The organism is Pseudomonas sp. LBUM1664, from assembly GCF_059695895.1.
This window is the reverse complement of the sequence record NZ_CP166791.1, coordinates 2947523-2966924: the sequence shown is the minus strand read 5'-3', so window position 1 is coordinate 2966924 and position 19402 is coordinate 2947523. Positions and strand designations below refer to the sequence as shown.

Annotated in this window: 14 protein-coding genes; 10 read left to right on the top strand and 4 right to left on the bottom strand. The window is 62.5% G+C overall.

All coding sequences use genetic code 11. From position 1 onward, the window contains the following. Positions 1-3: 3 nt before the first annotated feature. The 7 genes from treZ (at position 4) to ACA047_RS13805 (ending at position 11381) form a co-directional block, all read left to right on the top strand. Entirely contained in the window at positions 4-1803 is a 1800-nt protein-coding gene (gene treZ / locus ACA047_RS13835; protein WP_497359839.1) for a malto-oligosyltrehalose trehalohydrolase, read from the top strand. After that, positions 1800-3878 (top strand): 4-alpha-glucanotransferase, encoded by a 2079-nt coding sequence (gene malQ / locus ACA047_RS13830; RefSeq protein ID WP_497359837.1) that lies wholly within the window; start codon positions 1800-1802, stop codon positions 3876-3878. Before treZ ends, malQ begins: the two co-directional genes overlap by 4 nt. Then, entirely contained in the window at positions 3875-6661 is a 2787-nt protein-coding gene (locus ACA047_RS13825) for a malto-oligosyltrehalose synthase (RefSeq protein ID WP_497359835.1), read from the top strand. The genes malQ and ACA047_RS13825 overlap by 4 nt, the downstream gene beginning before the upstream one ends. Before the next feature lie 20 nt (positions 6662-6681). Then, entirely contained in the window at positions 6682-7035 is a 354-nt protein-coding gene (locus ACA047_RS13820; protein WP_497359833.1) for a DUF2934 domain-containing protein, read from the top strand. Between the two features lie 203 nt (positions 7036-7238). After that, a complete protein-coding gene (gene glgX / locus ACA047_RS13815; protein WP_497359831.1) occupies positions 7239-9398 on the top strand; it encodes a glycogen debranching protein GlgX in 2160 nt (719 codons plus the stop codon). Between the two features lie 256 nt (positions 9399-9654). Next, the gene (locus tag ACA047_RS13810) at positions 9655-10419 is read left to right on the top strand and encodes a PIG-L deacetylase family protein (RefSeq protein WP_497359829.1); all 765 of its coding nucleotides are present in this window, start codon (positions 9655-9657) and stop codon (positions 10417-10419) included. A 161-nt stretch (positions 10420-10580) separates the two neighbouring features. Beyond that, positions 10581-11381 carry an endonuclease/exonuclease/phosphatase family protein gene (locus ACA047_RS13805; RefSeq protein ID WP_497359827.1) on the top strand — a complete coding sequence of 267 codons (801 nt, stop codon included), beginning with the start codon at positions 10581-10583 and terminating at the stop codon, positions 11379-11381. A gap of 197 nt (positions 11382-11578) precedes the next feature. Here ACA047_RS13805 and ACA047_RS13800 read toward each other — a convergent pair whose 3' ends face one another. Genes ACA047_RS13800 through ACA047_RS13790 form a run of 3 tightly spaced genes read right to left on the bottom strand, consistent with a single transcriptional unit; the run spans position 11579 to position 15164 of the window. Further along, positions 11579-12763, bottom strand: coding sequence for an MFS transporter (locus tag ACA047_RS13800; RefSeq protein ID WP_497359825.1), 1185 nt, complete (start codon positions 12761-12763; stop codon positions 11579-11581). Continuing rightward, positions 12760-13974, bottom strand: coding sequence for an MFS transporter (locus ACA047_RS13795; RefSeq protein ID WP_497359823.1), 1215 nt, complete (start codon positions 13972-13974; stop codon positions 12760-12762). The genes ACA047_RS13800 and ACA047_RS13795 overlap by 4 nt, the downstream gene beginning before the upstream one ends. Beyond that, the gene (locus ACA047_RS13790) at positions 13971-15164 is read right to left on the bottom strand and encodes a serine hydrolase domain-containing protein (RefSeq protein WP_497359821.1); all 1194 of its coding nucleotides are present in this window, start codon (positions 15162-15164) and stop codon (positions 13971-13973) included. Before ACA047_RS13790 ends, ACA047_RS13795 begins: the two co-directional genes overlap by 4 nt. Positions 15165-15279: 115 nt before the next feature. Here ACA047_RS13790 and ACA047_RS13785 point away from each other — a divergent pair, with 115 nt between their 5' ends. After that, positions 15280-16212 (top strand): LysR family transcriptional regulator, encoded by a 933-nt coding sequence (locus ACA047_RS13785; protein ID WP_497359819.1) that lies wholly within the window; start codon positions 15280-15282, stop codon positions 16210-16212. Positions 16213-16279: 67 nt separating this feature from the next. Then, the gene (locus ACA047_RS13780; protein ID WP_497359817.1) at positions 16280-17905 is read left to right on the top strand and encodes an NADP-dependent glyceraldehyde-3-phosphate dehydrogenase; all 1626 of its coding nucleotides are present in this window, start codon (positions 16280-16282) and stop codon (positions 17903-17905) included. Positions 17906-17923: 18 nt separating this feature from the next. Here the strand turns inward: ACA047_RS13780 and ACA047_RS13775 are convergent, their stop codons facing one another. Beyond that, positions 17924-18817, bottom strand: coding sequence for a DMT family transporter (locus ACA047_RS13775; RefSeq protein ID WP_497359815.1), 894 nt, complete (start codon positions 18815-18817; stop codon positions 17924-17926). Between the two features lie 136 nt (positions 18818-18953). On the opposite strand from ACA047_RS13775, the gene ACA047_RS13770 reads away from it, so the two are divergent. Continuing rightward, a complete protein-coding gene (locus tag ACA047_RS13770) occupies positions 18954-19391 on the top strand; it encodes an Lrp/AsnC family transcriptional regulator (RefSeq protein ID WP_413791240.1) in 438 nt (145 codons plus the stop codon). Positions 19392-19402 lie beyond the last annotated feature (11 nt).

Sequence of the window (19402 nt, the reverse complement as noted above, 5' to 3'; positions counted from 1 at the left end):
ACGATGTCGTCAAGGACGCCTGATCCCTGGACCCATGGCGCGGTCATGCTCGATGCTGAGCACACCCGCTTCGCCCTCTGGGCCCCGGATGCTTTTTCTGTGAGTGTCGAGCTCGACACTGGAGATTCAATACCGCTACTGCCCCAAGCCGATGGCTGGTTCATGATCCAGACCCGTTGCCCCGCCGGCACCCGCTATCGCTACAACATCGATGGCGAACTGGAGGTGCCGGACCCGGCCTCTCGCGCCCAGGCCGGCGACATCGACCGCCAAAGCGTGGTGGTTGATCCTCATGCTTATCAATGGCGGCACACCCGCTGGTCCGGTCGTCCCTGGCACGAAGCGGTGATCTACGAATTGCACGTCGGCGCCCTCGGCGGTTTCGCCGGAGTTGAACAGCACCTGGCGCGCCTGGCCGGGCTCGGCGTGACGGCCATTGAACTGATGCCTCTGGCGCAGTTTCCCGGTGATCGCAACTGGGGTTACGACGGCGTCCTGCCCTACGCCCCGCAGGCGTCCTACGGTACGCCGGAACAGCTCAAGCACCTGATCGACAGCGCCCATGGTCACGGGCTGTCGGTCATTGTCGATGTGGTCTACAACCATTTCGGCCCCGACGGCAATTACCTGCACCGCTACGCCAAAGGCTTTTTTCGCGAGGACAAACACACACCCTGGGGCGCAGCGATCGATTTCCGGCGTCGCGAGGTGCGGGATTTCTTCATCGACAACGCGCTCATGTGGCTGCTGGAATACCGTTTCGACGGTTTGCGCCTGGACGCCGTGCACGCCATTGAAGACCCGGACTTTCTCCATGAACTGGCGGATAAAGTGCGCCAGCAGGTAGACCCGGCACGGCATGTCTGGCTGACCGTGGAAAACGAACACAACCAGGCCAGCCTGCTACAGCATTACGACGCCCAGTGGAACGACGACGGCCACAACGCCCTGCATGTGTTGCTGACCGGCGAGACCGACGCCTATTACGCCGACTATGCCGAGGAGCCGACGGAGCAACTGGCGCGCTGCCTCGGCCAGGGTTTCGTTTTCCAGGGCCATACCAACCGCCACGGCGAATCCCGGGGCGAACCCAGCAGTCATCTGCCGCCGAGCGCTTTCGTGCTGTTCTTGCAAAACCACGACCAGATCGGCAACCGTGCCTTGGGCGAGCGCCTGCATCAGTTGGCCCCGCCCCAGGCCCTGCACGCGGCAATCGCCTTGTTACTGTTATCGCCAATGATTCCGTTGCTGTTCATGGGCGATGAAGTTGCCGCCGAACAGCCGTTCCTGTTCTTCACCAGTCATCACGGTGAACTGGCGGAGCTGGTGCGTGAAGGTCGGCGCAACGAATTCGCCGCCTTCAGCGCCTTCGCCGATCCCGAGAAGCGCGAACGGATTCCCGATCCCAACGACATCAGCACCTTCGAGGCCTCGCGTCCGGTGCTCGAAGCGCAACATCCCCAGCAGCACGCCACCGAGGCGCTGTACCGCAGGCTGCTGAAGATCCGTCGTGAAGAGATCATCCCGCACCTGCCCGGAGCCCAAGCCCTGGGGGCTGATGTTTTGGGCCACGGCGCAGTCAGCGCACGCTGGCGGCTGGGGAATGGCAGCGTGTTGCGCATCGACCTGAACCTCAGCGGCGACCCCGTCGAGCACACCGCCCCAGAAGAAGTGCGCATTCTTTTCGAACATCCGCAGCAGGCCATGGGTCTGTTGCAACAGGGCGTTCTCGCGCCCTACAGCGCGCTGGTCAGTCTGACGCAAGCGGCAACCTTGCCCAACACCACTGGAGAGCGCCTATGAGCGATGCGCAACTGGAAATCCTCGCCGGCCGGGCAGGCCTGGCGGTGGATTGGATCGACGCCAATGGCCGAGCTCAAAAAGTTTCACCGGCCGTGTTGCGTTCGGTCCTCACTGGCCTAGGCCATCCAGCCGGCAGTGCCCAGGAAATCGACGCCAGCCTGCTGCAATTGCAGCAGGTTCAACAGAATCATCAATTGCCACCGCTGATCACCGCCGACGTCGGCGCCAACGTGGACTTGAGCCGCTATTTCGAAGCCCAGACGCCTTGCGAAATCAAGCTGGAGGATGGCGCCACACTGAACCTGAAACTCGACGCCAACGCCAAGCTGCCGGGGATGGTCCCGGTGGGTTATCAGCACGTCAGCATTGAGGATCAGCATTTTACCCTGGCGGTCGCGCCGGCTCGTTGCTACAGCGTGGCCGACGCGGTGGACGATCCGAACCCCCGCGCCTGGGGCCTGAGCGCGCAGTTGTATGCGCTACGGCGCCCCGGCGACGGCGGCTTCGGCGACACCCAGGCCTTGGAAGAACTGGCACGGGTGGCCGGCGAGCGCGGAGCCGATGCGCTTGCCATCAGCCCGATGCACGCGATGTTCAGCAGCGACACCGGGCGTTACAGCCCTTATTCGCCGTCCAGCCGACTGTTCCTCAACAGCCTGTACGCCGCACCAGGCACCATCCTCGGCGAACGCGCCCTGCGCACGGCCATCGATGCCACTGGCTTGACCAATCAACTGCGCCACCTGGAAGAACAGCCGCTGGTCGATTGGCCGGTGGCGGCCCAGGCCAAGCAGAAGGTGCTGCGGGCCTTGTACGACGGTTTCAGCCAAGGCGAGCATCCGTTGCATGAAGATTTCAGCAGTTTCCGCCACATCAGCGGCGAAGCCCTGGAAAACCATTGCCGATTCGAAGCCTTGCAGGCCGAACGCGCGGCTCGGGGTGAAAGCCTCGACTGGCGCCACTGGCCCGAAGAATGGCGCAACCCGCGCAGCTCGGCGCTGGCGCATTTTGCCCAGGAAAACGCCGACGAAATCGGCTTCTACGCATTTTGCCAGTGGCTGATTGCCCGGTGCCTGGAACGTGCCCAAAGCGCTGCCAAATCCAGTGGCATGGGCATCGGCCTGATCGCCGACCTGGCGGTGGGCGCCGATGGCGCTGGTAGCCAGGCCTGGAGCCGACAGGATGAACTGCTCGCCTCGCTGACCGTCGGTGCACCGCCGGACATTCTCAACCGCTCCGGCCAAGGTTGGGGTATTTCGGCGTTTTCCCCGGAAGGTCTGGTACGCAACGGCTTTCGCGCCTTCATTGAAATGTTGCGGGCCAACTTCGCCCATGCCGGCGGTTTGCGCATCGATCATGTCATGGGCCTGCAACGGCTGTGGGTGATCCCCAACGACGCCCCGCCCGCCGATGGCGCATACCTTTATTACCCGGTGGACGATTTGCTGCGTCTGCTGGCGCTCGAATCCCATCGTCATCAGGCCATCGTGCTGGGCGAAGACCTCGGCACCGTGCCCGAAGGCCTGCGGGAAAAACTCAGTGCCCGCTCGATTTTGGGCATGCGCGTGCTGTTGTTCGAACAGGACAACACCCATTTCAAACCTATTCTCGACTGGCCGGACAACGCCTTGGCAACCACCAGCACCCATGACCTGCCAACCCTCAACGGTTGGTGGCATGGTCACGATATCGACTGGAACGCCCGGCTGGAGCTGATCGACTCTCACACTGAAATGGACTGGCGCAAACACCGCGAGCGTGAACGCGAAGGCCTGCGCAACGTGTTGAATCAGGATCCGCAGAACTTTCGAGAAGAACACCTCGAAACCGACCAGGTACTGGACGCCAGTGCGCGCTTCCTCGGCCACACCCGCGCGCCGCTGGTGTTGCTGCCGCTTGAGGATGCCCTGGGCATCGAAGAGCAGGCCAACCTGCCCGGCACCATCGATACCCACCCTAATTGGCGGCGCCGCCTGGCTCACGAAAGCCAGGCGCTGCTGGATCACCCGGACGCCGCCCGGCGCCTGGAAATACTCGCCTGCGCAAGACTTCAGGCGAACGAGCGTGACCAATGAATCCGATGTTGACCCAACCACTGCGGGCGACCCTTCGCCTGCAGTTTCATAAAGGCTTCACCCTGGACGATGCCGTACCGCAGGTGCCGTATTTCGCCTCACTGGGCATCAGCCACATTTATGCCTCGCCGCTGCTTAAAGCCAGGGCCGGCTCCATGCACGGCTACGATGTAGTCGATCCGACCCAGGTCAACCCGGAACTGGGCGGCGAAGCCGCGCTCAAACGCCTGGTCGCGACCCTGCGCGAGCACAGGATGGGGCTGGTCCTCGACATCGTGTCCAACCACATGGCCGTCGGCGGCAACGACAACCCGTGGTGGCTGGACCTGTTGGAATGGGGACGCCTGAGCCCCTACGGCCAGTTCTTCGACATCCAGTGGCATTCCCCCGACCCCTTGATGGAAGGCCAGTTGCTGCTGCCGTTCCTGGGCAGCGATTACGGCGTGGCCCTGCAGGAAGGCACGCTGAAAATGCGCTTCGATGCCACGCAAGGCAGCTTCTATGTCGAGCATTACGAACATCACTTTCCGATCTGCCCGATGCAGTACGGCGAGTTACTCAAACCCGCTGAAACCCTGTCACCCGAACACGCCGAATCGCTCAAGGCCCTGGCCGAGCGCTTCACCACCTTGAACTACCAAACCGATGCCCATACCCTCGCCCGCCCACTGCAAGCGGAGTTGCGAGAGCTGGCCACACAACCGGGTATCCTGGCCGCCATTGAAGAGAACCTGCGCGGCTACGACTCGTTGGAGCCCCAGGGCTTCGAGCGCCTGCATCAACTGTTGGAGCGCCAGAGCTACCGGCTCGCCAGTTGGCGCACGGCGGCGGACGACATCAACTGGCGGCGCTTTTTCGACGTCAACGAACTCGGCGGCCTACGGGTCGAACGCCCGGCTGTATTCGAAGCCACCCATGCAAAGATTTTCGAGCTGATCGAAGAGGGGCTGGTGGATGGGCTGCGGATCGATCACATCGACGGTCTTGCCGATCCTCGCGGTTACTGCCGCAAACTGCGCCGTCGCGTCGATTCACTTTCGCCGTCACGGCACTTGCCGATTTTCATCGAGAAGATCCTCGGCGATGGCGAGACCCTGCGGCGAGACTGGAACATCGACGGCAGCACCGGTTACGAGTTCATGAACCAGATCTCGTTGCTGCAGCATGACCCGGCCGGTGCCGAGCCCCTCGCCGAGTTCTGGAGTCGCCACAGTGAACGGCCGGCGCACTTTATCGAAGAAGCCCGCCTGGCCCGCCAGCAAATTCTCAACGGCTCCCTGGCCGGGGATTTCGAAAGCGTCGCCCAGGCGCTGCTGCAAGTGGCGCGGGACGATGTGATGACCCGCGATCTGACGCTGGGCGCGATTCGCCGGGCGCTGCAAGAGCTGATCGTGCATTTCCCGGTTTACCGCACGTACATCAACCCGCTGGGCCGCTCCACCGAAGACGAGGTGTTTTTCAACCAGGCTCTGGAAGGCGCCCGGCAAACCCTCAGCGAAGCCGACTGGCCGGTGCTCGATTGCCTGGCCGGCTGGCTCGGCGGAATGCCCTGGCGACAACGCCCGCGTGGCAGCCAGCGTAAACGACTGCGTCATGCCTGCGTGCGTTTCCAGCAACTGACGTCGCCGGCCGCCGCCAAAGCCGTGGAAGACACAGCGCTCTATCGCTCTGCGGTGCTGCTGTCGCGCAATGACGTGGGCTACAACACTGAGCGTTTCAGCGCCCCGCCGCAAGCGTTCCACGACGCCTGCCTTGAGCGGCTGGAACATTTCCCCGACAACCTGATCACCACCGCTACCCACGACCACAAACGCGGCGAAGACACCCGCGCCAGGCTGGCGGTGCTCAGCGAACGTCCCGACTGGTACACCGCGTGCGTGGAGCAGTGGCGCATCCTCGCGCCCTCGCTGCACAGCGATCCTGCGGCCCCTTCGGCCGGCGATGAGCTGATTCTGTACCAGGCGTTGCTCGGGAGCTGGCCGCTGGACCTCGACCTCCACAACCCTAAGGCACTTGCCGACTACAACGAGCGCCTGTGGCAATGGCAACGCAAGGCCCTGCGTGAAGCCAAGTTGCAAAGCAGCTGGGCGGCCGTCAACGACGCCTACGAGCAGGCGACCCAGATGTTCCTCGAACGGTTACTGCTAGGCGATGAAGGACTGCCGCTGCGCAGCGCCATCGCCGAGGCCGTCCAGGCCATCGCGCCGGCGGGCGCCCTCAACAGTCTGGCGCAAACCTTGCTGCGCATGACCGTACCCGGCGTACCGGACCTGTACCAAGGCAACGAGTTCTGGGATTTCAGCCTGGTAGATCCGGACAACCGCCGCCCGGTGGATTTCGCGGCACGCCGCGAGGCGATGCAGGCCGACAACGCCCCGGCAGCGCTGGTACACGACTGGCGTGACGGTCGGATCAAGCAGGCATTGATCGCCAGAACTCTGGCTATGCGGGCCGAACACCCGCAGTTGTTCCACCAAGGCGGCTATCAGCCGCTACAAGTAGTAGGCGAACAGGCCCAACGGGTGCTGGCCTTCATGCGTGAGCATGAGCAACAACGGGCCATCATCGTGGTACCGATTCATGCAGCCCGCCTGCTGGAAAACGGTGCTGTGCCGCTGGTGAATGCGTCGGACTGGGGCAATACCCGTGTGTCATTACCGTTCGCCGCCGAGGGTGAAAAACTGAAGGGACTTTTTTCAAGCGCGGCAGTCACACCCCAAAGGGAGCTGATAGTCAGCGCCGCGCTGGGGGATTTCCCGGTCAATGTCTTTATCCAATCTTGAGTTCAGTCAGGAGCACTGCGATGAGTACCGACGATAAACGCATTCGCGAATTCGCCTATCAGATCTGGGAATCCGAGGGTAAGCCCACCGGGGAGGAAACACGTCACTGGGAGATGGCGCGCAAACTGGCCGAAGCCGAAGCGTTGGCACCGAGCAAACCCGCCAAGGCCGCGGGCAAACCAGCGACCAGCAAGGCTGATAGCGTCAAGCCTGTTGCCGCCAAGAGCGCCGCTGCCAAGACTGCTACAAAAAGCCCCCCCCCCAAAGCCAAGCCTGCGGCCAAACCTTCGGCGGCCACCGCGCCAGTGGCCTCGCCGGCAGAAAAGCCAGCCGACAAAAAGCCACGAGCGGCGCGCAAGCCACCGGCGAGTTGATTCAACCCCCTCTCGACGCTCTCAAACATGGGCTTCCTGGTGGCGAAGGGGCCCGCTTGCATGGGCTGGCCCGCCATCGAACGAGGCAGCCCTCTCATGCGTGCCATGCACGCAAGCGGGAGCAAGCTCCCTCGCCACAATGAATCACACACGTCTTAAGTGAACGGCTTTGCCGTCTCTGTCTGTCTTTTGCAGGAGCAACTATGACCCGTCCACAAAAAACCACGCCGCCGCCTGTTATCGAGGCTTCGCGGATTCGTGAAGGGCTGCCTTTTCCGCTTGGTGCAACCTGGGATGGCCTCGGGGTCAATTTCGCGCTGTTTTCAGCCAACGCCACCAAGGTCGAACTGTGCATTTTCGATGACGCCGGCGAAGTCGAGCTCGAACGCATCGAACTGCCGGAGTACACCGACGAGATTTACCACGGCTATCTGCCCGACGCCCATCCAGGGCTGATCTACGGCTACCGGGTCTATGGCGCGTACGACCCGGAGAATGGCCATCGCTTCAACCCCAACAAGCTGCTGATCGACCCTTACGCCAAACAATTGGTCGGCAAGTTGAAGTGGTCCGAAGCGCTGTTCGGCTACACCATCGGCCACCCGGATGGCGACCTCAGTTTCGATGAGCGCGACAGCGCGCCGTTCGTGCCCAAATGCAAGGTCATCGACCCAGCCCACACCTGGGGCAATGACCAGCGCGTCAGTGTGCCCTGGGACAAGACCATCCTGTACGAAACCCATGTTCGCGGCATCAGCATGCGTCACCCCTCGGTACCCGAGAACCTGCGCGGTACCTTCGCCGGGTTGATGGTGGACGACGTGCTCGAGCACATTCGCAAACTGGGTGTGTCGTCGGTGGAGCTGCTGCCCATTCATGCGTTCGTCAACGATCAGCATCTGTTGCACAAAGGCATGACCAACTACTGGGGCTATAACAGCATCGCCTTCTTCGCCCCGGACCCGCGCTACCTGGCCAGCGGCAAGATCGCCGAGTTCAAGGAGATGGTTGCGCACCTGCACGAGGCCAATCTGGAAGTCATCCTCGACGTGGTCTACAACCACACCGCCGAGGGCAACGAACAGGGCCCGACCCTGTCCATGCGCGGCATCGACAACGCCTCGTACTACCGGCTGATGCCCGATGACAAACGCTATTACATCAACGACTCCGGCACCGGTAACACCCTGGACCTGAGCCACCCATGTGTATTGCAGATGGTTACCGACTCCCTGCGCTACTGGGCCACGGAAATGCACGTCGACGGTTTCCGCTTCGACCTGGCAACCATTCTGGGCCGATACCATGACGGGTTCGACGAGCGTCACAGCTTCCTCGTCGCCTGCCGCCAGGACCCAGTGCTGCGCCAGGTGAAAATGATTGCCGAGCCCTGGGACTGCGGCCCCGGCGGCTATCAGGTGGGTGGCTTCCCGCCGGGTTGGGTGGAGTGGAACGACAAGTTCCGCGACACGGTGCGCGCGTTCTGGAAAGGCGACGACGGCCAGCTCGCCGACTTCGCCAGCCGCATGACCGCCTCGGGCGAGATGTTCAACCAGCGCGGGCGCCGCCCTTACGCCTCCGTGAACTTTGTTACCGCCCATGACGGTTTTACCCTGCATGACCTGGTGTCGTACAACGACAAGCACAACGAAGCCAACGACGAAAACAACCAGGACGGCAGCAACAACAACCTGTCCTGGAACCACGGCGTCGAAGGCCCGACAGACGATCCGCAGATCAATGCACTGCGCCATCGGCAGATGCGCAACTTCTTCGCGACCTTGCTGTTGGCTCAAGGCACGCCGATGATCGTCGCCGGTGACGAGTTCGCCCGGACCCAGCACGGCAACAACAACGCCTATTGCCAGGACAGCGAGATCGGCTGGGTCAACTGGGACCTGAGCGAGGAAGGCGCGGCGCTGCTCAAGTTCGTCAAACGCCTGATCAAGTTGCGCCTGGCCTACCCGATCCTGCGGCGCGGACGGTTCCTGGTGGGCAATTACAACGAGGACATCGGCGTCAAGGACGTCACCTGGCTGGCCCCTGACGGCAGCGAGATGACCACCGAACAATGGCACGACGGCCATGGTCGCTGCCTGGGGATGCTGATGGACGGGCGAGCCCAGGAAACCGGCATCCGGCGCAAGGGCGGCGACGCGACGTTGCTGCTGGTGGTCAACGCCCACCACGACATCGTCAATTTCCTCCTGCCGGAAGTGCCCGAGGGCAGTTTCTGGACGTGCATGGTCGACACTAACCAGCCGGCGGTGCGTGGCCAGGAACGGTTCGATTTCAATTCCGAATATTCCGTCACCGGGCGCTCGCTGCTGTTATTCGAACTGCAGCGCGAGGAAGAAGATTAAAAACCGGCGATAAACGGCTACAGCGGGTGGAGAGCTGCAAGGACGCGGCTCTTCGTTCCAGACAGCCCAGTTCGAATAAAAAAACGCAGTTCAGATACACATGTAACGCGACGAATCAGTCGACATGGTCAATACTTCGGATACGGTAGATTCCAGGATTCGGAGCACCGCAAATCACAGTCGTGCCCTTAGGGGCGCCGTCGGGTAGTCTGCCCGGTGCATGGCTGAATGATTGAACACCACAAGGACGTCTCTCATGAAACTCGCCTCTCGCTTGCAAGGCCGGCAGCACCCGCAAATATGGAACAGCGCCCCGCAACTGGCCGACATTCCCATCATCAGTACCCAGACGCTCATCCCTGCTGGCGCTCGCGCCGTCATTCTCTCCCCGCATCCGGGCGATGAGGTCGGAGCCTGTGGCGGATTGATCCAGCTGCTGAACCATCTGGAGCAGCCCATGTTGTTGATCTCTGTCACCGACGGTAGCCTCGGCCACCCCGGTTCGCCGTTGTGGACCGATGAACGCCTGCGTGCGCACCGCCCTCATCCTCAGGAAAGCTTGGACGCGTTGCACCGTTTAGGTATATCGGCCCATCGCCTGCAATGGGTGCGCGCTGGTTTCCCGGAAAAGGCCCTTGCCGAACATGAGGCACAACTGGCGGCCTTCATTGGCCATTATCTGCGGTCCGGTGACGTGGTGTTCAGTACCTGGCGCAAGGATGGCGACAGCGACCACGAAACAGTCGGCCGCGCCGGAGCCCTGGCGGCTGAAAACGTCGGGGCGGCGTTCAACGAATTACCGGTATGGGCCTGGCATTGGCCGGTCCGCGAGCAGAACAAAATACCCTGGCACCGGGCTCGCAAACTGCGCCTGGACGTCTGGACCACCGCACGCAAACGCCATGCGATGCACGCCTACGCCAGCCAACTCAATGGCGAACCCGCCAGCGGCATCGCCCCGATGGTGCCCCGGGTCATTCTTGATCGGATGGGTATGCCGTATGAGATTGTCTTCATCTGAAACCGGGGTTTTCTGAACAGACCCATCTCTTGTGGGAGCGAGCCTGCTCGCGATGGCATTGGGTCAGTTTTCGGTGAGCTGGGCTGGACACCAGAAAAATCCGGAACTGCCCAAGCCCCCAGTCAGTCGCATGAACAGGTACGTCTGATTCAGGAGTGAACGTGACTCGCGATCCCGACTGGCGGGCCGTCGAATCAGTGCCATTGGACACGCCTGCGGCGGTTCATCGGCTGCGGGTTTTGACGGTCAACACCCATAAGGGTTTCACCGCCCTCAACCGTCGTTTCATCCTGCCCGAATTGCGTGAAGCAGTGCGCAGTACCGGCGCCGACCTGGTGTTCCTGCAAGAGGTACTGGGCGAGCACGACCGTCACGCGTCGCGCTATGACAATTGGCCCCAGACGTCCCAGTACGAGTTCCTCGCCGACAGCATGTGGAGCGACTTCGCCTATGGCCGCAACGCGGTGTATCCCGATGGCCATCATGGCAATGCATTGCTGTCCAAATACCCGATCCGCCAGTTCCGCAATCTCGACGTTTCCATCACCGGCCCGGAGCGACGCGGGCTGCTGCATTGCGTGCTGGATGTGCCGGGCCACGCCGAAGTCCATGGCATCTGCGTGCATTTGAGCCTGCTGGAAAGCCATCGACAGTTACAACTCAAACTGCTCTGCCAATTGCTCGATTCGCTGCCCGAAGACGCCCCCGTGATCATCGCAGGCGACTTCAACGACTGGCAGTTGCGCGGCAACGCCACCCTCGCCGGCCGCCAAAACCTGCACGAAGCCTTCGGGCACCATCACGGCCGCCCGGCCAGGACTTACCCGGCCCGTTTCCCACTGCTGCGCCTGGACCGCATTTACCTGCGTAACGCCACGAGCCACGCGCCGCAAATCCTTGGCAGCAGGCCCTGGACACATTTGTCGGATCATCTTCCGCTTTCACTGGAAGTACATCTTTAGCCCTGGTATGGCTGAACACAGTTCGACCATCTGAACGCCGCATTCATAGCCAATAACCCTCCTCGAGCAAGGGCCCCGCCCTGTTCACGCTACGAAACGGCAGCGGCCACACCCAGTGCATTGGCCCAAGTCACGCCGGTGGTTGGCCTGTATGTCAGCGCCGATTACAGATGGTTCGGTGTAATTGCCGAGCCCCATCACACACGCTTATCCAGATGCTTTGATGAGGCACGCTGACGCATGCCCCAGTCGCGTCGCGCCAACACGAACGCCACGGCCAACACCGCGAACATCCAGCCACTCCACAGCGCGCCAGTCATGCCGGCGGACGAGATGAACACGCCGCCAACCGACGAGCCCAACACCACGCCAAGATTGGCCGCCGATACGTAGAGGCTAGTGGCGAACTCTGGCGCTTGCGGTGCCGCCGAGGTCAACCAGATTTGACTCACGATCAGGCCACTGGTGTGCGCCGCGCCCCACAGCAGACAGACCGCCAGCAATGCCGTGAACGATGCCGAATCGATGACCTGCAACAAACCATAAGCACTCGCCAGCACCACGGGATAAAGCAGCACGGTGCGCGTACGGTTCCGCCCCAGCCAACGGCCTGCCAGCAGGTTGCCCAGCACGCCGCCGATACCGAACACCACCAGCAGCACGCTGATTGTCTCACCGCTTGAGCCTGTCTCGCGCGCCAGGTACTCGCCCGCATAGCTGTAGACCGAGAACATAGCGCCGAATACGCATACGGTCATCGCGATGGACAGCCACACTGCCGGCTTGCGCAGGATGGCGAGTTGGTGGTTTTTCGATGTCGCATGGGGCCTCGCCGTCGCGGGCAGCATCACCCACAGACCCAGCGCTGCGACCAAATTGACCGCGGCGCAGAACACGAACGATGCCTCATAGGACACGCGCGTCTCGATCCAGGTAGTCATCGGCACGCCCAACACCAGGCCCATACTGGTGCCGACGAAGGCCATGGCCGTTGCATGGGTCGCCCGCCCCGGCGGATACAGCGACACCGCAGCCGCGAAGGCGCCTGCAAAGAAGACCGGATGCAGCAACGCCGACGGCACACGCAACGCCATCAGCGCGCCGAAGCCGGGCGCCCGGGCCGACAGCAGGCTGCACAGACTAAACATCAGCAACGATCCCACCAGCACGTTGCGTCGGTCGAAACGCGACAACCACAGCACCATGAGCGGGCCGCAGACCGCGACGACCAGCGCGAACAACCCGACCAGCCAGCCTGCCTGCGCCACACTGATGCCGTAGCGCACAACGATGACCGGCAGGATGCCGACCACGCCGAATTCGACGGCGTACAGGCCGAACAGCCCCAGCGCGATGAAGAACAAAGTGCGGCCGGCGTTCATGCTCGTCGCCCAGGCACAGCCGGCTGCAACACAGCACCATCACCCACCGACGCCACAAAACCATGGGTTTGCGCCGCCCACGCCACAAGCAGCGTCGCCGCGAGCAGTACCAGCAAGGCAGGCGCGAACGCACCAACACCCAGCCGGTCGAGCAGTACGCCACCGATGAGGCCGCCACCGGCGATGGCCGTGTTCCAGGCCGTCACCAGCATCGACTGGGCGACATCTGCGGCATCTCCCGCCGTCCTGGCAAGCGCCGTCTGGAACAGCGTCGCAGCCCCACCGAAGGCCAGCCCCCAGATGCCGACCGCCGTGTAGACAATGGCGGGGACCTCGCCAGCCATGCCCAGGGCCAATGCCGCAACGCCGAACAGCAACGTGCTGGCGAGCGTCAGCCCACGTAGATGACGATCGATCAGCACTCCCACGATCCAGATGCCGATCAGCGAGGCGATGCCAAATATCAGCAGAACCAGATCTGTGCGCTCTGCCATGCCGACCGAGGCCAGGAACGGGGCAATGTAGGTGTATAGGATGTTGTGGGCCAGCACGAAGGCCAGCACCACGAACAGCACGGAGCAAATGCCGGGCAGCGTGAACACGCGCCAGAGCAAGAGCCGCCGGCCCTTCGCCTGGCCATCGAAGTCCGGCACCTGGATGCGCACCCAAATCATGAGGACCAGCGCCATCACACTCATGACGCCGAAGCAAACGCGCCAACCCACCAGTGTGCCGAGGAAGGTGCCGGCAGGCACGCCCAGCGACAATGCCAGCGGCGTGCCCACCATGGCGATCGCGATGGCACGTCCCTTCCGGTGCTCGGGCACCATGCGCGCGGCGTAGCCGGCCAACAGCGCCCACAATAGCCCGGCGCAAACACCGGCAAAGAAACGCGCCACCATCGTCAGGACATAACTGGCAGAAAGCGTCGTGACCGTATTGGCGATGACGAAACCGGCCAGCGAGGCCAGCAGCAGCGGCCGGCGTCGAAGCCCTTGTGTGGCGATGGTCAACGGGATCGCCGCCAGCAGGGAGCCGACGGCATAGACCGTGACAGTCTGGCCGACCCAGGCTTCGGAGACGGCCAAGCCCTGTGCCATCTGTGGCAGCAGGCCAGCGGGTAGCGCTTCGGTCAGGATCGTGATGAAAGCCGCCATGGCCAGCGCCAGCAGCGAGGCCAATGGCAGGCGGTCCGTGGGAGACGACGTCATCGCACCACCTCCAACGCGCCATAGACCGCATCGCGCAGATCAGTGACGAACACGCCCGACATGCCTTCGTACAGCGTATTGGTGAAGGCGACCACGCTCAGGCCCAGGGCCCGATCCACGAACCAGGCGTGGCCGTAGGCACCGCCCCAGCGCCAGGTGCCCTCCGACTCTGGCGATGCGGCAAGTCTCGGGGCACGCAACACCGAGAACCCCAATCCGAAGCCGACGCCCGGCGCATTGGGCAATTCGTAGCTGCCCGCCTGATCCTTGGCCATCTGCTCGACCAGCTCGCTGGGTAGCAGCGCACCGCCCCCCAGGCGCAAGGTTTCCAGCAGTCGCAGGAAGTCCTCGGCGGTGCCCGCCATGCCCGCACCGCCCGATGGAAAGGCATGTGGATCGAAGATGCGGGCCGGGCTATACGTGATGCCGACCGCGCCCTCGAAGGCCGAGACAGTTTCCCCTTCCGCCAAGCGGTGCGGTTGCGGTGCATCATTCACATAAGCGGTCGCCACGCGCTGCGCGTCGAGCGTGAAAAAATCAGTGTCCGTCATGCCCAGCGGACCGGTCACCAGCTCGCGCACCGCCTGACCCAACGGCGCGCCATGCACCCGCTCGATCAACGCTCCCAGCACGTCGGTCGCCAGCGAATAGCCCCAGGCCGTACCCGGTTCATACAGCAGTGGGACGCTGGCGATGCGCCTAAGGTTCTCTTCCAGACTGATGCCGGACGCATCCATACCGTCCGACACGCCGGCCCGCGCATAGGGGCCATCCGCATCGGCCTCGAAGAAGCGGTAGCTCAAGCCAGCCGTGTGGCTGAGCAGTTGCCGCGCCGTGATCCGTGCGGGACGGCCATCGGCCAACTGTGGCCGAAACGTCGGCAGCCAACGCTCAATGCTGTCATCAAGCCCAAGTCGGCCTTGCGCCACCAGCACCAATGCCGCCGTTGAGACGATGGGCTTACTGATCGAGGCCAGACGAAAGATCGCATCCACGGTCATCGCCCGACGGCTTTCGCGGTCGGACCAGCCGGCAGCTTGGCGGTGGATCAGCTCTGCGTCGCGGGCCACCAGGACGACCGCGCCGACCAGACGCTGGTCGTCCAACGCCTGCTGAACAACCGCCTGAATTCGGGCGGACAGGTGCGCAGATGGAACGCTTGTGCGCAGCGCAAATGCAGGATTGGTCATGGGGAACTCCTTTGATCAATGGTTTGCCCATCACGATAGAAAGCCTGCGATTAGAGAAAAAGTGGGATAGAGTTCCTCGGTGTACGGAACCAAATGTCCGTAATGGAGGTGTACAGTGGACAGCCTGAACGGCTTTGTGGTGTTCGTGCAGGTCGCTGAGACGCGCAGCTTCGTGGGTGCCGGTCGGCTTCTGGGGGTGTCGGCTTCCGCCGTCGGCAAGAGCGTGGTGCGGCTGGAGGAAAAACTCGGCGTGCGCCTGTTCCATCGCAGTACGCGCAGCATTGCGCTGACGGCTGAAGGCACGCTGTTCCTGGAGCGTAGCCGCCGCATCCTCGCCGAGATCGAGGCGGCGCAACTGGAACTCTCACACGCCAGCGCCGCGCCGCGCGGCCGCCTTCGGGTCAGCCTGCCCTTGGTCAGCTCGTTGATGCTGCCGGTGCTCGGCGAATTCATGCGACAGTACCCGGAAATCGAACTGGACCTGGACTTCACCGACCGAATGGTCGATGTGATCGAGGAAGGCTTCGATGCCGTGGTGAGAACCGGCGAGCCGAGCGACTCGCGCCTCTCGGCCAGGCGCCTCGGCGCCTTTGAGATGATGCTGGTCGCTTCGCCCGACTATCTGGCGCGGCGAGGCACGCCAAGCACGCCCGCCGATCTGTTGCAGCACACCTGCCTGCACTACCGGTTTCCGAACTCGGGCAAGCTGGAAACATGGCCACTGCGCTTGCCGCCTGGCGTCACCGAACGGGTGCTGCCCACCTCAATGATCTGCAACAATATCGAGACACGCGTGTGCTTTGCGGCGCAGGGCCTCGGGGTCGCCTGCCTGCCGGACTTCGCCATCCGCGACCTGCTGGCCGATGGACGCTTGCGTCAAGTGCTGGCCGACCACGTGGAGCGGACGGGGGCGTTCCACGTCCTTTGGCCAGCCAGCAGGCACCCCTCGCCGAAGGTCCGGGCTTTGGTCGACTTCTTGTGCGCACGGGTGTTTGCGGCGCCAACGAATGTCAGGACTCAGAAGGTGATAAAAAGCCCCTCCGATTAAGGTGTATAACGCTAAAAGCGAATTACGCCTGCAAGCCCATGGCTCATTTCATTGATGGAGTAACGACATGACCACAGCCACCCTCCTCGCCAATCTGTTCCCCAGCGCCGCCGACATCCCGGACGCTTATCGCCTCGATGGGCAGATCGAGCAGCGTGAATACCTGGTCGATGGCATTCTGAAAACCTGGCAAGGGCCGCTGGCGGTGGTACGCAGCCCGGTGTACCTGGCCGGCGAGCATGGCGACGAACAAGTGATTCTCGGCAGTACGCCGCTGCTGGATGCCGAAACCGCCCTCACCGCTCTGGACGCGGCCGTCCGAGCCTATGACCGCGGCCAGGGCCAATGGCCGACGATGCGCGTCGCTGAACGCATTCGCCACGTGGAGACCTTCCTGGCGCGCATGCGCGAGCAACGCGAGGCGGTGGTCAAGTTGTTGATGTGGGAGATCGGCAAGAACCTCAAGGACTCCCAGAAGGAGTTCGACCGCACCTGCGATTACATCGTCGACACCATCAACGCCCTCAAAGAACTGGACCGTCGCTCCAGCCGCTTCGAGCTGGAGCAGGACACCCTCGGACAAATCCGTCGTGTGCCGCTGGGCGTGGCCTTGTGCATGGGCCCTTACAACTATCCGCTGAATGAAACCTTCACCACGTTGATTCCCGCATTGATCATGGGCAACACCGTGGTGTTCAAGCCGGCCAAACTCGGCGTACTGCTGGTGCGCCCGTTGCTGGAAGCCTTTCGCGACAGCTTTCCGGCGGGCGTGATCAATGTGATTTACGGTAGCGGCCGGGAAACCGTCAGCGCGTTGATGGCCAGTGGCAAGATCGACATCTTCGCCTTCATCGGCACCAACAAGGCCGCCAGCGACCTGAAGAAACTCCATCCGCGCCCGCACCGTTTGCGTGCTGCCCTGGGGTTGGACGCGAAAAACCCCGGTTTGGTGCTGCCGGACGTTGACCTGGACAACGCCGTCAGCGAGGCGCTGACCGGCTCGCTGTCATTCAACGGCCAGCGCTGCACGGCGTTGAAAATCCTGTTTGTCCATGAAGACGTGGCACCGGCGTTTATCGAGAAATTCAACGCTAAGCTCGCCACTCTGAAACCCGGTATGCCGTGGGAGGACGGCGTGGCACTGACGCCGTTGCCCGAGGCGGGCAAGGTCGATTATCTGCATTCGCTGGTGGCCGATGCGGTGGCCAAAGGCGCGGCGGTGATGAATGTGCACGGTGGCGAATCCCGAAGCTCGTTCTTCTACCCGGCCGTGCTGTATCCAGTGAACACCGCGATGCGGGTCTACCACGAAGAACAGTTCGGCCCGGTCGTCCCCATCGTGCCGTACCGCGACCTCAATACCGTGGTCGATTATGTGCTCGAGTCCGACTTCGGCCAGCAGCTCAGTATTTTCGGCACCAACCCGGCCGAAGTCGGCAAACTGGTGGACACCTTTGCCAACCAGGTCGGGCGCATCAACATCAACGCCCAGTGCCAGCGTGGCCCGGACACCTTCCCGTTCAACGGCCGCAAAAATTCGGCCGAGGGCACGTTGTCCGTTCACGATGCGCTGCGCACTTTTTCGATCCGCACGCTGGTAGCGACCAAGTTCCAGGAGAGCAACAAGGCGTTGATCAGCGACATCATCCGCGAGCGGGATTCGAACTTCCTGACCACCGATTACATCTTCTGAGCCGCGCCGAACGGTGCGTTACGGCAGGGCTGGGCGGCGCACCTTGATGCCCCAGCCCTGTTGCATGCCTGCTGCCGCCAGCAGGATCGCGGCCACACCCAACCATTGCAGCGGTTCAAGACGATGGCCGAAAGCGAACCAGTCGACGAAAATCGCCGCGATCGGATAAATGAACGACAGTGCGCCGGTCACTGCAGTCGGCAGCCGTTGGATCGCGCTGTACAACAACACGTACATCACACCGGTGTGGACCATGCCAAGGGTCAGCAGGCTGGCCCAGGCCTCAGGCTGTTGCGGCAGCGCCGAGAAGTTCGCCCAAGGCGCCAACAGCAAGACGCCGGTGCTGACCTGGATCAGCGCGATCAAGTGTGGCGGCGTGCCAGTCAGGCGCTTGATGATCAACGCCGCAATGGCATACAACAACGCCGCACCCAGTGCCAACGCGATGCCTACCCTATAGTCGCCGCCACCCTGCCCTTGCTCACCGTGGGCGCTGACGATTGCCAGCATTCCGAGAAACGACACCGCCAGCCAGAACAGTTTTTGCGCGGTGATCTTTTCTCCCAGAAACAGCGCCGCCAACCCCACCAACATGAACGGCTGGACGTTATACACCGCCGTACCGATGGCAATTGAAGCGCGGGAGTAAGAGGCAAACAACAACATCCAGTTGCCGACGATCGCCACCCCGCTGAACACCGCCAACAGGAACGTCGTGCGCGTCAGAATGCCCCGGCGCAAGAAGCCAAAACCGGCGCAAATCAGCAGCAAGGTAGCGGCGCCAAACACGCAGCGCCAAAACACCACATCCAGCACCGGCTGGCCCGAGACCAGCACGAACCAACCTATGGTTCCGGAAATCAGCATGGCGGCGGTCATTTCGAGCGAACCGCGGCGTAAGGTCTTGTCCATCAATCGGGCTCCTTCAGCAAGTGAGGCACAGTATGCCGAGCCGAAGGGCGGCTTCTCCATGGTTTGAAAAAGGCTAAACTGGCTCTCGACCTTTTTTATCAAGGCAACTTCAGGCATTCGCCTAATGGAGCTGAAAATGACTGACGACATCGACCAGATCCTCATCAGTGCCCTGATGGAAGACTCCCGGCGTTCCCTCAAGGCGCTGGCGAACCTCAGCGGCCTGTCCTCCCCCAGCGTCGCCGAGCGCCTTCGCCGGCTCGAAGAACGTGGTGTGCTCAGGGCCTATACCGTTGAGGTAGACCCCAAGTGCTTCGGCTACCAACTCCAGGCCATTGTGCGTATCCGTCCGTTACCGGGGCAGTTGCAGGAGGTGGAACGGCAGATCCAGGCCATCGCTGAATTTACCGAATGCGACAAGGTGACCGGCGACGACTGCTTCATCGCCCGGCTGCATGTGCGTTCGATGGAACAACTGGACACGCTGCTGGACAAGCTCAATGTCCACGCCGAAACCAATACGGCCATCGTCAAGAAGACCCCGGTCAAACGGCGGTTGCCGCCGATGGCGTGAAAACCCACCTG

Excerpts from the sequence above, each read along its gene's own strand:
- treZ (WP_497359839.1), top strand. The coding sequence starts at position 4 with ATGTCGTCAAGGACGCCTGATCCCTGGACCCATGGCGCGGTCATGCTC.
- malQ (WP_497359837.1), top strand. The coding sequence starts at position 1,800 with ATGAGCGATGCGCAACTGGAAATCCTCGCCGGCCGGGCAGGCCTGGCG.
- ACA047_RS13825 (WP_497359835.1), top strand. The coding sequence starts at position 3,875 with ATGAATCCGATGTTGACCCAACCACTGCGGGCGACCCTTCGCCTGCAG.
- ACA047_RS13820 (WP_497359833.1), top strand. The coding sequence starts at position 6,682 with ATGAGTACCGACGATAAACGCATTCGCGAATTCGCCTATCAGATCTGG.
- glgX (WP_497359831.1), top strand. The coding sequence starts at position 7,239 with ATGACCCGTCCACAAAAAACCACGCCGCCGCCTGTTATCGAGGCTTCG.
- ACA047_RS13810 (WP_497359829.1), top strand. The coding sequence starts at position 9,655 with ATGAAACTCGCCTCTCGCTTGCAAGGCCGGCAGCACCCGCAAATATGG.
- ACA047_RS13800 (WP_497359825.1), bottom strand. The coding sequence starts at position 12,763 with ATGAACGCCGGCCGCACTTTGTTCTTCATCGCGCTGGGGCTGTTCGGC.
- ACA047_RS13795 (WP_497359823.1), bottom strand. The coding sequence starts at position 13,974 with ATGACGTCGTCTCCCACGGACCGCCTGCCATTGGCCTCGCTGCTGGCG.
- ACA047_RS13790 (WP_497359821.1), bottom strand. The coding sequence starts at position 15,164 with ATGACCAATCCTGCATTTGCGCTGCGCACAAGCGTTCCATCTGCGCAC.
- ACA047_RS13780 (WP_497359817.1), top strand. The coding sequence starts at position 16,280 with ATGACCACAGCCACCCTCCTCGCCAATCTGTTCCCCAGCGCCGCCGAC.
- ACA047_RS13775 (WP_497359815.1), bottom strand. The coding sequence starts at position 18,817 with ATGGACAAGACCTTACGCCGCGGTTCGCTCGAAATGACCGCCGCCATG.
- ACA047_RS13770 (WP_413791240.1), top strand. The coding sequence starts at position 18,954 with ATGACTGACGACATCGACCAGATCCTCATCAGTGCCCTGATGGAAGAC.